The sequence below is a fragment of the Enterococcus xiangfangensis genome (assembly GCF_005405365.1).
Lineage (GTDB): Bacteria > Bacillota > Bacilli > Lactobacillales > Enterococcaceae > Enterococcus_A > Enterococcus_A xiangfangensis.
Window position 1 is genome coordinate 91,086 of the sequence record NZ_BJDX01000002.1, and the last position, 13,400, is coordinate 104,485.

Below are 13,400 nucleotides of genomic sequence, written 5' to 3' on the forward strand. Positions count from 1 at the left end.
AAACCAAAATCAACAGCTTAATACTTGTCTGACAGTCGCAGCTACGCTAAACTCAACAAAGGATTAATAGAAAGTTAGGTGTCCTCATGAGCAATAAAAAATAACGAATTATTGATTTAAAAAAACTTAAAAATAAATAGCGATTCTATAACTATTAGGAGTATTCATATGAAAAACCCTCAAACTTTTGACTTAAAAAATTGGCGTAAAAATTTTTATTTATTCTTAACTGGTCAATTTCTCTCTGGGATCACCAGCATGGTCGTTCAGTATTCGATCATCTGGTATTTGACCAAAGCAACTGGCTCCGCAACAATCCTCAGTTTTGCAACATTACTTGGGATGATCCCCATGGTCGTCTTAAGCCCGTTTGTCGGTCCGCTGATTGATCGTTGGGACAAGAAAAAATTACTGATCATCACTGATATCATCGTCGCAATTTTCGCAGTTTTTTTATCGATCGCTGGAACCATTTCACCTGAATTTCCACTTTGGCTAGTGTTTGTTTCATTATTTGTGCGATCTGTTGCCCAGACGTTTCAAATGCCCACGATCCAATCGATCTTACCAACGATGGTCCCAGAATCAGAGATCACTCGCGTCAATGGTCAGTTGGGTACCGTTCAATCGGCCAACTTTATTATTGCCCCTGCATTAGGTGCTTTCTTATTTTCGGTTGTCCCGATGAATATTTTGATTTTATTTGATGTTTTAGGTGTGATTCTTGGTGTTGGGATGTTGTTATTAGTGACTATTCCTCATGTTGTTTCTGAAGGAGAACAAGTCCATCTTTTGACTGATTCAAAATTTGGCTTACAAAAACTTATTGAGAACAAAGGATTGTGGTACATCACGATTATCGGTGCAGTATTTACTTTGATCTTTATGCCTGCAGCCAGCCTGTATCCCTTGATGACGATGGATTATTTTAACGGAACAGTCGGCCAAGCGGGCTTGATCGAAGTGATTTATTCAGTCGGAATGCTAGGCGGCGGCGCGATTATTGGAATCTTTGGCAAGTGGCAAGATCGGATGAAGCCGATTTTGGCCGCCTACGGATTGATTGGTATCACAATTGCCCTTAGCGGCTATCTACCTGGAAATAGTCGGGGATTTATTTTCTTTGTTGCCTTGAATGCTGTGGCTGGTTTTGCGACCCCATTTTTCAATACATTATTGATGGCGATGATTCAGCAAAGCTATGAGCCTAAATATTTAGGTCGAATCCTCGGCGTTTTGAATTCTTTAATGAGTATTACCGGTCCGGTTGGTCTAATTTTTGCAGGGCCACTAGCTGACAAAATCGGGGTAGAAAAAATATTTATCATCGCCGGTATCGGAACATTGGTCTGCGGGATCGTCACCTTCTTGGTCCCAGCGACCCGTAATTATGACAAAGTTTTGCAAGAAAAACTAGCCATAAAAAAACAAACGGAAGAAGAAACAAGTAATTAAAAAAACCAGGAACAGATTTCCTCTGTTCCTGGTTTTTTTAATGGCTGAATGGTTGTTTTACAAAATCAATCTCTGTTTTAGCTTTTATTTATAGACTCTTATTTTCTGAATTTACTTGTACAGGTTTACGCTCTCTCAAATACCAGCTTAACCCTACAACTAAACTGATATAAACAGTTGCCAAAATAATTCGAACTACCGTTGAAGACACCAATATTCCTGAAAGTAAAAATACTAATCCCATCATGATAAACATCCGCTGTTTCTCTTTTTTGGTCATTCTTTTTTCTAAAAATGGTGTGACATATTTTTGATACGCTTTTAATTGCGTTAATTTGTCGTAAAGTTTTTTAGAACTGCGCATCCAAAAGAAACCGGTCAATAAGTAAAATCCTGTCGTCGGTAAGACTGGCAGAAAAATCCCAGCAGTTCCAATAGCAAACGTCACTGCACCCAACACAATATAAATGTATTTTTTTATCATTTAACAATCCCTCATTTTTTCACTTTACCGCATTATAGCGTAAATGCTTGCTAAAATCATCCATATTACAACATTTTTGTCTTCTATTTATTAATTTTTTTATATACTCGGCGCTGTTCTTTTAATTGACCGCTTAAAACTGTTTCAGCGATCATAAAAAGAGTAACTGATTTTTTATGCCTACTGATTCTGCACTTTATTTCGTACGAAATCGTCTTTTTCTGTTTGGAAGAAACGAGGTTGATCGTCTTTTCTTCACTAGAACAGTTCCCCGTCATCTACTCAAAGCGACTTACTTGCTCACCATTTATCAAATGATGACCCTGCCAAAAATTCCACCAATCCGCACATATTTGAATTTTCAAAACAACTGTTTCTAGTAACTAGTGATTTTTTTTGCAATTTGTCAGAAAAAAATTTTTTAACTTTTTTTATTTATTCTCAAATAAAGTTGTCTCTGAAAGCTGCTCCCATGATTTGCCCGATTCTGTTCACTATTGAAAAAAGTTTACCGTTTTTGATTCTGTTTGTGATTTCATATACAATTGTTGATTCTTCAAGTTTTCACATTTCTTACAAAAAATACTATATATTGTGTAAAACATTTTTGATGATACAATATATAGTGTCATATACAGAAAGGAGTAGTTAAATGCTAAATTCAATAAATATTTTATATATCAGTCTGACTGGCAACACAAAAGATTTCATCCGACAGCTTGAGGACTATTACAAGGAAAAAAAAATCAAGATTCACGCTAAAAATGTCAAAGAAATCGTGAAAACCAAACAACCTTACGAAAAGTTGAGCGACCCTTTCGTTACCTTTCTTCCCTCTTTTTTAGAAGGCGGTAACGGGATAGAAAATGGTTACCAAGAAATTTTGACTACCCCGCTAAGAGATTATTTGACTTTTTCAGACAACTATCAAAAGTGTTATGGCATCATTGGCAGCGGCAATCGAAATTTTAATAAGCAGTTTGCATTGACTGCCCATCAATATGCCGACCATTTTGGTTTTCCTTACCTTGATGAGTTCGAATTACGGGGCACAGCAGCAGACATCAAACGAATCGGCGACAAGCTGATTGAGCTGCAGATTAAAGCCAGAAAGAAGGAACAACATGACAGAAATCGATAATACTAAAACTTATTTTTATCTAAATAATCTCTTGAATATTCCTGTAAAGGGAAAAATCCCGCTGCAATACGATCAAGAAGCACTGAACGCTTATTTCAAAGAAACGGTGATCCCAAATACACTGACCTTTGATTCGCTAAGTGAGAAGCTGACCTTTTTAATTGACCGCGACTATATCGATCCAAAAGTAATAGCTCTTTACTCGCCGAATTTTTTAGCGCAACTTTATCAACAACTGGAAAACAGTTCGTTTCAATTTCGCAGTTTCATGGGTGCTTATAAATTTTATACCCAATATGCGATGAAAACCGATGATCAGCAACAATTTTTAGAAAATTTTGTCGACCGCGTCTTTTTCAACGCGTTATATCTCGGCAACGGCGAGCAACAACTTGCTTCCATGATTGCTGAGGAGTTGATCAGCCAGCGCTATCAACCAGCGACACCAACCTTTCTAAATGCGGGTAAAAAACGTCGGGGAGAATTTGTTTCTTGTTTTTTGATCGATATCAGCGACTCGATGTTGTCGATTGGTCGAGCATTGAACTCGGCATTGCAATTGTCTCGGATCGGCGGCGGGGTTGGGGTAAATCTATCCAATCTTCGCGGTGCCGGGGATCCGATCAAAAAAATCGCTAACGCTTCTTCGGGAGTCATTCCAGTTATGAAATTATTGGAAGATGCCTTCAGCTATTCTAATCAACTAGGCCAGCGAAATGGTGCCGGTGTGACTTATTTAAATGTCTTTCATCCCGATATTCTAGCTTTCTTAGCGACTAAAAAAGAAAATGCCGATGAAAAGATCCGAGTAAAAACACTTTCATTAGGGCTAGTGGTCCCTGATAAATATTATGAACTGCTAAAAACAAATCAGCCGATGGCACTCTTTAGTCCCTATGATGTTGAGCGCGTTTATCACAAACCCTTTAGTTATCTTGATATCACGAAAGAATATGATCGACTGGTGGCAAATCCTGAGATCAGAAAAGTGTATATCAATGCTCGAGAACTTGAGCAGGAGATCTCACGCCTGCAGCAAGAATCCGGTTATCCGTATATTTTAAATATCGATACTGCAAACAACACCAATCCGGTAGCAGGGACGATCATCATGAGCAATCTTTGCAGCGAGATCTTGCAACCGCAAGAACCTTCTAGCTTAACGGAGGATCTTTCCTACGAAACGATTGGAACAGATATTTCTTGCAATTTAGGCTCTGCCAATATCGTAAATCTAATCCAATCACCTGATTTCGGGCAGTCGATCGAAGTAGCGGTTCGGGCGTTGACCACGGTTACTGATCATACAGCGATCAATCAAGTGCCAAGTATCAAAAAGGGAAATGACCTGTACCATACGATCGGCTTAGGAGCGATGGGTCTGCATACGGCATTAGCTAAAAATAAAATTGACTATGGTTCATCGGAAGCTTTAGAGTTTACCGAAGCCTTTTTCATTGCGTTAAACTATTACTCCCTCGTAGCAAGTAATAAAATCGCCCAAGAGCGGCAAACGGTTTTTCATGCGTTTGAAAAATCAACCTATGCGGATGGCAGTTATTTCGACTCCTATTTGTCCGAAACATTTACTTTACACAGTCCCAAAAATCAAGCGATTTTTGCTGCGATCCATCTTCCTTCGATTGCGGATTGGAAAGCACTAAAATCAGCGATTGCAGAACACGGATTGTACCATCGCAACCGGCTGGCTGTCGCGCCCAACGGCTCAATTTCTTATATCAATGAGACGAGCGCATCGCTCCATCCGATCACACAATTAGTTGAACAGCGGCAAGAAAACAAAGTGGGTTCGATCTTTTATCCTGCCCCATTTTTAAGCAATGAGACGCTGCCTTACTACACACCGGCTTATGATATGGATCAACGCAAAATCATCGATACTTATGCAGTCGCTCAAAAACATATCGATCAAGGTATGAGTTTGACCTTATTTATGCGTTCCGTCTTACCAGAGGGCTTATATGAATGGAAAAAACCTGGCAATGAACTTATGACGACGCGTGATTTGAATCGGCTGCGAAATTATGCTTGGACGAAAGGAATCAAATCCCTTTATTATGTCCGGACCTTTACCGAAGACGACGAAATTCATACAGTAAATGAATGTGAGTCTTGCATGATCTAAATTTTAGAACCAGCTTGGAGGAAATGAAATGAGCTTTTTATATTATAAAGCGATAAATTGGAATGAAACGCACGATACCCTCGATCAATATACTTGGGAAAAACTAACAAATAATTTCTGGCTGGATATTCGCGTGCCGGTGCAAGAAGATCGGCAATTTTGGGAAACACTTTCTGGGGAAAGTCAAGCAAGGATCGGCAAGCTTTTAGCCAGCGCCTCTTTAAATACTGCTCTTCAATCAGAAATTGGTGCAGCCAGCTTGAGAACGGGGATTCAAACGCAGCAAGAAGAAGCGGTCTTAAATGTTACTACTTTTATGGAATCTGTTCACACTAAAGCGGTCACCACGATTTATCGTGCCTTGATCTCGTCAGAACAAGCCGCCAACTTTTATAAATTTGCGGATGATCAGCCGCTTTTAGCGCAAAAACTCGCTCCTTTTGAACGGATCTTTGCTGCCGGTGATGACCTCCAGAAAAAAGCCGCATTTATTTTTCTAGAGACCGCGCTGACTTTTGGTCACTATGCGCCTATTTTAATGGAAGCACAGCTACCTCAAACAAATCAAATGATCCAAAATATGTTGCAAGGAAGTGCGATTTTTACTGCTTATCTTGGATATAAATTCCAACAAGCTTTCAAAGAACTTCCCACAGAGGCAAAAACTGAATTCACAACTTGGCTTGAAGATTTCACCGCGAATGCTATGTTGACGGAAACACAATTTTTTGAAGCTGAACTTGGGGAAGCTGCTGCAAGCTCAACAAATATCATGGCATACGGCGCAAACTACGCGCTTGATTCATTGGGCTTCAAACGTCAGTTTTCAGAAGAGTTGCCGATACAAATTAAACAATATCTTGCTGGCTTATTGATTACTACTGAACAACTGGCACAACAAGCCCAAACTATCCAAAGCAGTCAGTTGGAGACGATGGCAAATGATGATTATGATTTCTAATGAAACAAGTACTGGAGGATGGAATAATGACGATACAAACCGTAAACTGGAATATTACCGAAGACGAGTTCGATGAGTATGTCTGGGATAAAGCCACCGCTCAATTTTGGCTAGACACGCGCGTCCCTGTTTCAAATGATCTAAAAGACTGGCGCACGCTCTCACAAACGGAAAAAGACGTAATCAATAAAGTCGTCGGCGGTCTTGCGCTGCTCGATACCTTGCAATCCGAAGAAGGAGTCAATGTTATGCGGGAAGATTCATTGACCCGAAAAGAAGTGGCTGTGATCAATAACTTTTTGATGATGGAATCGATCCATGCCAAAAGTTACGGGACCATTTTGACTTCTTTAAATGAAAACTCAGTCATCAACGATGTCTACGAATGGATGAACAACGATCCTCGTATGCAATACAAAGTCCAACGAATCAATGAAATCTATCAAAACGAAGACAATTTAAAGAAGAAAGTGGCTAGTGTTTATTTAGAGGGGATCCTTTATTACAATAATTTTTTCACTCCCCTTTGGTATCGTGGGCAAAATAAATTAGCCAATCTTTCTGAGATCATCAAACTTGTGATCCGAGACGAATCTGTTCATGGAACTTATTTGGGTTACAAATTCCAATTGAGTTTTGCCAAACTGGCTGCCGATGAACAAGCTGACTTTAAAATTTGGATGTATGATTTGTTAGATGATCTGTTAGAAAATGAATTTGCTTTTACTGAAGAAATTTATGCGCCAATCGGTTTAGTTGAAGATGTAAAACAGTTCGTTCGATATAACGCCAATAAATCTTTACAAAACATGGGCTTTCCTAGTCGCTACGACAATGCTTCCATTGAAGATATCAACCCCATCGTTATGAATGGTATCTCCACAGAAACCGCGAATCACGACTTCTTTTCACAAGTAGGCGCAGGCTATCTGATGGGAAATGTAGAAGCAATGGACGAAGAGGACTACGCCTTTTAGCCAAGCACATTCTTAAGCGAAAAGAGCCAAAAATTCTTTGCAAGATTTGTGGCTTTTTTCGTAAATCAATGCTCTCAAAATATAGTTGCGTCGAACAAGGATTTAATTTTAGCCTATCTGCCATATTCAGATAGGCTTTTAAATTAATTAAAGACGTATTGAAGTCCGTTTCCCTTATCTCAATACCATTACAGCACAATAAACCAGTAATAGTGCCATAATAATATTTGTCTGTTTACGATATTTAGTAAAAATATTTTGAAATAATGAACCGAATACTGCCCAAGTAAATGTCCCTAAAAATCCCACTATTGATAATAGTAAAACACCCAGTATAACTCCGCTACTAGATTGTGTATTGAGTATTACAAACGCAGTCATTGAAGTAATCCCATAAATGATCACTTTTACATTAACTAATTGCATAATCGTTCCGGTAAACATACTACTGGGATTTAAAAAATTTTTCTCTGACTTTTTCTGTTTAGGTTTGTCACGAAAAACAGTGAAAGCAAGAAAAAGCATGTACAATGCACCAATACCTTTCATAAATGGCTCTACCTTCGGAATTGAAGCATACAGTACCGTCGTTAAAAGTGCGCATAAAGACATATCAATCAAAAAGCCCGCAAGAACTCCTAGACAAAATATACTCGCTTTCCGTAAACCAAACTTCGCCGCATTAGTCAATGCCATCAAATTATTGGGTCCCGGTGTAAAAGCTGTAACAAAAATATAAGATATGAACGCTGTTGAAATCATCATCTTTCCTTCTTCCTTTTGATTTGATATAATGAACAAAACGACCACTATAAAACTCGTTTTGTTTTTTATATAGTACAATATGTGTTTTATAATGTCAACAAAGGAGAACAATTATGACTGAAATCAATCAAACCTTCTCAAATAACTTGAAACAATATCGTGAAAAAAGAAACCTGAGTCTTGACAATATTTCTAGTTTGACTGGTGTCAGTAAAAGTATGCTAGCTCAAATCGAAAAAGGCAGTGCAAATCCAACAATCAACACAGTCTGGAAGATCGCTAACGGTTTGAAAATTTCATTTACTGAATTAATGACCGCGCCAGAAGAAAATTTTGAAGTTGTACTCGCAGAAAAATTTTCTGTTTTAACAGAAGATGATGGGCATTATCGCAACTACCCCATCTTTCCTTTCAATGATCAACGAGGGTTCGAAATTTATCGGATTGAACTGGATCCCGGCGCCTTCTTACAAGCCGAACCTCATCCAAGCGGTACACAAGAGTTTATCACTGTTTTTGCCGGGGAGATCGAAGTAGAATTTCTCGACCAAAAACTGATTGCAAAAGCTGGTGAAGGAATTCGTTTTAAAGCAGATACTAAACACAGCTATCATAACCCTTCTGACAAATTAACAACGATCAATATGGTCATTTGGTATGAAACACAAAAAGACATTTAAGAAATCCAATCAGCTGATTTTTTTGGTTCTCGGCTGATTGGATTTTTTGCTGCAATAAGCTTTAATTGTCTCAACAGAATTTATCATAAATTATCCATATAAAAATTAATTAAAAAGCGAACTATTGGGTTTCTTTTTCGATCAACGTTATAATGAAGGAAATAATAACAAGAAAATAATGGAGAAGGAGGTTTCAACAATGAAAGAGTTGTCGTTTGAGGAATTGTTTGAGTTCAACTGTTTTTCAGAAGATCCCGCAGAACGCGCAAAGGCCGCCGAATTGTTAGAATATCGTTACGGTTGCGAGATTCACTGTGCCGATATAGCTCACAGTGTCCGCTTTGCTCATCACGCTCGCGGTTCTACTATAATTGCTGCAAAAATTTGCGAAAATGTCACGATTTATCAAAATGTTACGATTGGTTCAAATATGCGCTACAATAAAAAACAAAAACAATGGGAACAGATCGGCAGTCCGATTCTGGCCAAAAATGTCATTGTCGCTGACGGTGCAAAAATTTTAGGTCCGATTACCATCGGTGAAAATTCTGTCGTTGCTGCTGGCGCCATCATTACAAAAGACATTCCAGCAGACAGTATCGCCTTTGGTGTAAATCAATCCAAACCTAAAGATCCAGAGTACGACCTGATTTTTCGGTCAAATATGCCTTCAGGTGAAGAGATCAAGGCAGTCGATGCAAAACGTGTTGCTGAGTTTGATAAATTACACAAATAAAAACGAGAAAAACCAATTATCCAAACGAATTTGTCTGGATAATTGGTTTTATTATGCTTGTGCGCTTGGCAAGATTGTCAGCTCAGTGATTCCCACTTCTGCTGGTTGTGCGATCGCAAACAACACGGTTTTTGCGACTGCTTCAGGAGTGATCGCAATTTGATAAAAGTCTTCCATCCCTTTTTTCGTTTCGGGTGTGGAGATCGTATCTAACAATTCAGTTGCGATTGCTCCTGGATACAGCGTGGTTGTCCGAATATTCGTTTTCTCCATCGCCGATTCCATTCGAAAGCCATCCATAATTGCTCGTACCGCAAATTTTGTTCCAGTATAAACACTGTTGCCGGGAAAAACTTTCAAGCCGGCATGATCCCCGCATTAGCGAACAATACATCTACTTTTCCAAATTTTTCAATTGCAAGTTCAACTAATGCATTCACGTCTTCCGCTTTGCGGACATCCGTTACGGCATAAGTGCTGTTTTCACCAAGTTCCGCGACTAATTGTTGCAGTTTTTCTTCTCGGCGAGCGCCTAAAACGACTTTTGCGCCATTTTCAATTAGCAGTTTCGCTGTTGCTTCGCCAATTCCTGAAGATGCTCCGGTAATGACGATAACTTTGTCTTTAATTGTTTGATCCATCATAATTTTCCTTCATTCCTATTTAAAAATTTCTTTTGCCATGGAAAAAGCGCTCCATGCTTTTGGCCAACCTGCATAAAAAGCTAAATGCGTGATGACTGCGCTGATTTCTTCTTTTGTGACGCCATTTTCTTTAGCAATTTTCAAATGTGCTTCAAGTTGCGGTGCACTCATTGCTAATAAAGCGGCACAAGTAACCATGCTTCGATCATGTGCTGAGAGCTCCTCCTCTTTTGCCCAAACTTCGCCAAATAAAACATCATCATTCAACGCTGCAAACTGAGGGGCAAACTCGCCTAACTGCTCTCTTCCTGCTGTCTGTTTTTTCATATCAACTGCTCCTTATTTTTCTAATTTGTCGTACCATTCATCACTGACTGGTTCTAGCCATTCCGGTGTTCCAGCTGTAATCGCAAGATGTTCAAACCAGCTGTCTTTCGTTGCACCATGCCAATGTTTTACGCCATCATGCGTCACGATGACATCGCCGACGGTCAAAAATTGGGCTTGCTTGCCTTCTTCTTGATACCAGCCTTCGCCGCCAGTCACCAACAGCAACTGATACCCATCATGGTGAATATGCCAATTGTTGCGACAGCCAGGCTCAAATGTAACATTGCCGACACCGACATTGATCGCTGGATCAGCGACTAATGATTTCAAGTAACTTTGTCCTTTAAAATATTGCGCATAGGCATCATTTTTTTCTCCGACTGGAAAAATCACGCCATCTTTTACTTCTTCATGTTTTGCCATTAAAAATTCCTCCAATTAATTATTTCAATAAGTTTTTAGCCAATTTTTCACCGCAGTATCAGACTGTTCGACTCTTGATCCGCGAACAGCCAGCCCCAGTTTTATTTCCGCACCAGGACAGCTCTTTTCTAAGTCTTCAATGCTCGAGCCAAAGGCACTGCCCTCATGAGTACAAAAAGGATAGATCGTTTTGTTTTCCCAATTATTTGCGGCTAAAAACGCCGCAATGACTCGCGGATACGTTCCCCACCAATTCGGAAATCCTAGAAAAATAGTCTCTACTTGTTCCTCCAACTCAAGCAATAATTCTTCGTAATCTACCTGTGCAAATTGTTGTCTTTCCTCTTCAGTTTTTTGGACAACTTCGTCATATTGCACGGAATAAGGAATCCGCGGCGTCAATTCATAGACCGGCAAATTTAACTTCTGCTGGATTTTCCCAGCTAAAATAGCAGTATTCCCGGTTGTGATCATTTGTTTTTTTCCGTTGATATAATTTTCTCCCGCTCTGGAGAAAAAAATAATGACTGTCTTCACCTGCATCCCTCCGATCTATGCTAAACAAAATGAGTCGTACCCTGAACAAGTTCAGCATACGACTCATTTTCATCTATGTCTAATACCTATATGATCATAGTACTATAGTTTGAAAGCATGATTAAAACGATTGATCAATTCTTGGACGGCTGGTGTTTGAACTCGTTTTTTCCAAACTAAAACACAGTTGGTTTTAACCGCTGGATAGAGCGGAATAAACGTTCGCTCTTCCAATTTGCGATCAGAAATCGCTCCTTCAATCGTCAAAGCGGCCCCTATCTGATGGTCCACCAATGGTAAAACATTAAAGATCAAATTAAAGTTCCCTACGATATTTAATTGCTCCAAGGGTATTTCTGACCATTCCGATAGTAAGTTCTGCACTTCCGAGCGGCTGGAACACAAAATAGGCAAACCTTTGATGTCTTCTGGGCGCAAATCAGCTTTATTTGCAATAAACAGTTCCTTAGAAACTAAAAATCCCCATGTTTCCTCTCGCGGCAAAGTCAATGTCTCTACTTCATTCAAATCCACCGGCTCTAATAACACAGCAAGATCCAAAATCCCTTTTTCCAATCGATCCGAGATATCATCACTCGTACCGGTGACCAAATTAAAGCGAATCTGCGGGTAATCTGCGATCAATTCCTCAATCAACATTGCCACCGTATCCGAGTTGTCTGCCTCAACACAACCGATCGTGATCGTCCCGCTCAATTGTTCATTGCATTGCGCCGAAAAAGCTTGTTCTAATTTTTCATCCAAAACTAAAATTTCTTCCGCGCGTTCCTTTAAAAAAAAGCCATCCTTTGTTAAACGCAAGCGATTTTTTTCCCGTTTAAAAAGCGGTGCACCGATCCGATCTTCAAGTTCTTTGATTTGACGGCTCAATGTCGGCTGGGTGATATTCAAAATACGAGCGGCCCGTGAAATATTACCTTCTTGCGCGACTGCCCAGAAATAACGTAAAAGTCTGATCTCCATGTTTGACCTCTTTTTTCCTTTTACTATATCAGATTTTTTTCGATCTGAGTGCTGTGATACTTTTAAAAAAATGAAAAAGATTTTAAGACAGATCCGCCAAAAAGCGGCAAGCTGTCCTATTACAACTTGCCGTTTTTTTTACTTTTCTTCACCTAAAACTATTCCTGCATCAGCAAGTGCCGTTTCAACGATCTCCATCACAATTTTACTATGTTCAAGCTGTTGTTTAACGAAAGTTAGGTCTTTATTTTTGATTACTTGGCTGAATTGTTTGAATTCATCGTACATCCGATGCGGATGCCTCTTATTATCAAAAGTTTCTTGCTCTCCAGCAAGCGATTCAATGGTATAACTTTCTAATGTATTCGTTGGACCATTTACGACGACTGACCCCTCATTCCCTTGAATCGTCGAACGTATTGTTGCCGCTGAATCTTTTGCTCCGATACAGACTGCTTTGACATCGCCATAATCTAAGATCAACATGCCCGAAGTATCGATCGCACGTTCAACATTTGCGAAGTATTGGACGCGCTGAGGTTTTCCTAGTAAGCCTACAACTAGATGGATGTTGTAGATATTGATGTCCATCAAAGCACCGCCGCCCTTTTTAGGGTCAAAGGTCGGCAAGATCGTACCTGCTCTAAAGGCATCATAGCGTGAAGAATATTGTGAATAATTACATTCAATGATCTTTAATTGTCCGATATTTTGACTGGCTTCTTTGATTCCTTGATAGTTTGCCAAATATTGATTAGTGATTGCTTCTACTAATACCAATTCTTTTTCTAACGCCAAACGTTCTAATTCTAATAATTCTGCGTACTTTAATGTAAATGGCTTTTCACAGATCACATGTTTACCAGCTGCCAACGCTTTTTTCGCAAAAGCATAGTGCAAATGATTAGGAACTGCAACGTATACTGTATCAAAATCCGTACTTTTTAAACACTCATCAATATCGGTATAAGCAGCCTCGATCCCATACGTTGCTTGTAATTTTTCCGTTTTTTCTTGACTTCGTTTGGTTCCTAGAATAGCTTTTACTTGAATTTCAGGCAGATCCTTGATGAGTGGCAAAAATTCTTGCACGATCTTGCCTGAGCCGAAGATTGCTAATTTCATTTATTTTCCCCT

General features: G+C 39.3%; 14 protein-coding genes and 1 pseudogene. 7 read left to right on the plus strand and 8 right to left on the minus strand.

The window, feature by feature from the left end; genetic code table 11:
• The first annotated feature begins 168 nt into the window (after window positions 1-168).
• Window positions 169-1,455, plus strand: coding sequence for an MFS transporter (locus tag FFM68_RS02570; RefSeq protein ID WP_137617879.1), 1,287 nt, complete (start codon window positions 169-171; stop codon window positions 1,453-1,455).
• Window positions 1,456-1,543: 88 nt separating this feature from the next.
• On the opposite strand, the gene FFM68_RS02575 is transcribed toward FFM68_RS02570, so the two are convergent.
• Window positions 1,544-1,936, minus strand: a complete 393-nt coding sequence (locus FFM68_RS02575; protein ID WP_137618136.1) for a YbaN family protein — start codon at window positions 1,934-1,936, stop codon at window positions 1,544-1,546.
• A 655-nt stretch (window positions 1,937-2,591) separates the two neighbouring features.
• Here FFM68_RS02575 and nrdI point away from each other — a divergent pair.
• From nrdI to nrdF, 4 genes are read left to right on the plus strand one after another with little or no spacing between them, the layout of a single operon-like run.
• Window positions 2,592-3,080, plus strand: coding sequence for a class Ib ribonucleoside-diphosphate reductase assembly flavoprotein NrdI (gene nrdI, locus FFM68_RS02580; protein WP_137617880.1), 489 nt, complete (start codon window positions 2,592-2,594; stop codon window positions 3,078-3,080).
• Window positions 3,064-5,226, plus strand: a complete 2,163-nt coding sequence (gene nrdE / locus FFM68_RS02585) for a class 1b ribonucleoside-diphosphate reductase subunit alpha (protein WP_137617881.1) — start codon at window positions 3,064-3,066, stop codon at window positions 5,224-5,226. Before nrdI ends, nrdE begins: the two co-directional genes overlap by 17 nt.
• 28 nt (window positions 5,227-5,254) lie before the next feature.
• Window positions 5,255-6,187, plus strand: a complete 933-nt coding sequence (locus FFM68_RS02590) for a ribonucleotide-diphosphate reductase subunit beta (RefSeq protein ID WP_137617882.1) — start codon at window positions 5,255-5,257, stop codon at window positions 6,185-6,187.
• Between the two features lie 26 nt (window positions 6,188-6,213).
• On the plus strand, window positions 6,214-7,164 hold the full coding sequence (gene nrdF / locus FFM68_RS02595) for a class 1b ribonucleoside-diphosphate reductase subunit beta (RefSeq protein WP_137617883.1): 951 nt from the start codon (window positions 6,214-6,216) through the stop codon (window positions 7,162-7,164).
• 174 nt (window positions 7,165-7,338) lie between these two features.
• Here the strand turns inward: nrdF and FFM68_RS02600 are convergent, their stop codons facing one another.
• On the minus strand, window positions 7,339-7,926 hold the full coding sequence (locus tag FFM68_RS02600; protein WP_137617884.1) for a LysE family transporter: 588 nt from the start codon (window positions 7,924-7,926) through the stop codon (window positions 7,339-7,341).
• Window positions 7,927-8,042: 116 nt separating this feature from the next.
• Between FFM68_RS02600 and FFM68_RS02605 the strand changes: the two genes are divergently transcribed.
• Together FFM68_RS02605 and FFM68_RS02610 are read left to right on the plus strand one after the other, a co-directional pair.
• Entirely contained in the window at window positions 8,043-8,609 is a 567-nt protein-coding gene (locus FFM68_RS02605; RefSeq protein WP_137617885.1) for a helix-turn-helix domain-containing protein, read from the plus strand.
• A 199-nt stretch (window positions 8,610-8,808) separates the two neighbouring features.
• Window positions 8,809-9,345 carry a serine acetyltransferase gene (locus FFM68_RS02610; protein ID WP_137617886.1) on the plus strand — a complete coding sequence of 179 codons (537 nt, stop codon included), beginning with the start codon at window positions 8,809-8,811 and terminating at the stop codon, window positions 9,343-9,345.
• A gap of 51 nt (window positions 9,346-9,396) precedes the next feature.
• Here the strand turns inward: FFM68_RS02610 and FFM68_RS02615 are convergent.
• The 6 genes and pseudogenes from FFM68_RS02615 to FFM68_RS02640 all read right to left on the minus strand — a co-directional run bounded on the left by FFM68_RS02615 (window position 9,397) and on the right by FFM68_RS02640 (window position 13,388).
• Window positions 9,397-9,986: pseudogene (locus tag FFM68_RS02615) on the minus strand (SDR family oxidoreductase).
• An 18-nt stretch (window positions 9,987-10,004) separates the two neighbouring features.
• The gene (locus FFM68_RS02620) at window positions 10,005-10,316 is read right to left on the minus strand and encodes a carboxymuconolactone decarboxylase family protein (RefSeq protein WP_137617887.1); all 312 of its coding nucleotides are present in this window, start codon (window positions 10,314-10,316) and stop codon (window positions 10,005-10,007) included.
• Between the two features lie 12 nt (window positions 10,317-10,328).
• Window positions 10,329-10,742, minus strand: a complete 414-nt coding sequence (locus tag FFM68_RS02625) for a cupin domain-containing protein (RefSeq protein WP_137617888.1) — start codon at window positions 10,740-10,742, stop codon at window positions 10,329-10,331.
• A gap of 24 nt (window positions 10,743-10,766) precedes the next feature.
• Window positions 10,767-11,285 carry a flavodoxin gene (locus FFM68_RS02630; protein WP_167483440.1) on the minus strand — a complete coding sequence of 173 codons (519 nt, stop codon included), beginning with the start codon at window positions 11,283-11,285 and terminating at the stop codon, window positions 10,767-10,769.
• A 96-nt stretch (window positions 11,286-11,381) separates the two neighbouring features.
• On the minus strand, window positions 11,382-12,263 hold the full coding sequence (locus FFM68_RS02635; RefSeq protein ID WP_137617890.1) for a LysR family transcriptional regulator: 882 nt from the start codon (window positions 12,261-12,263) through the stop codon (window positions 11,382-11,384).
• Window positions 12,264-12,401: 138 nt separating this feature from the next.
• Window positions 12,402-13,388: a Gfo/Idh/MocA family protein gene (locus FFM68_RS02640; protein WP_137617891.1), complete on the minus strand. Its 987-nt coding sequence runs from the start codon at window positions 13,386-13,388 to the stop codon at window positions 12,402-12,404.
• Window positions 13,389-13,400: the final 12 nt, after the last annotated feature.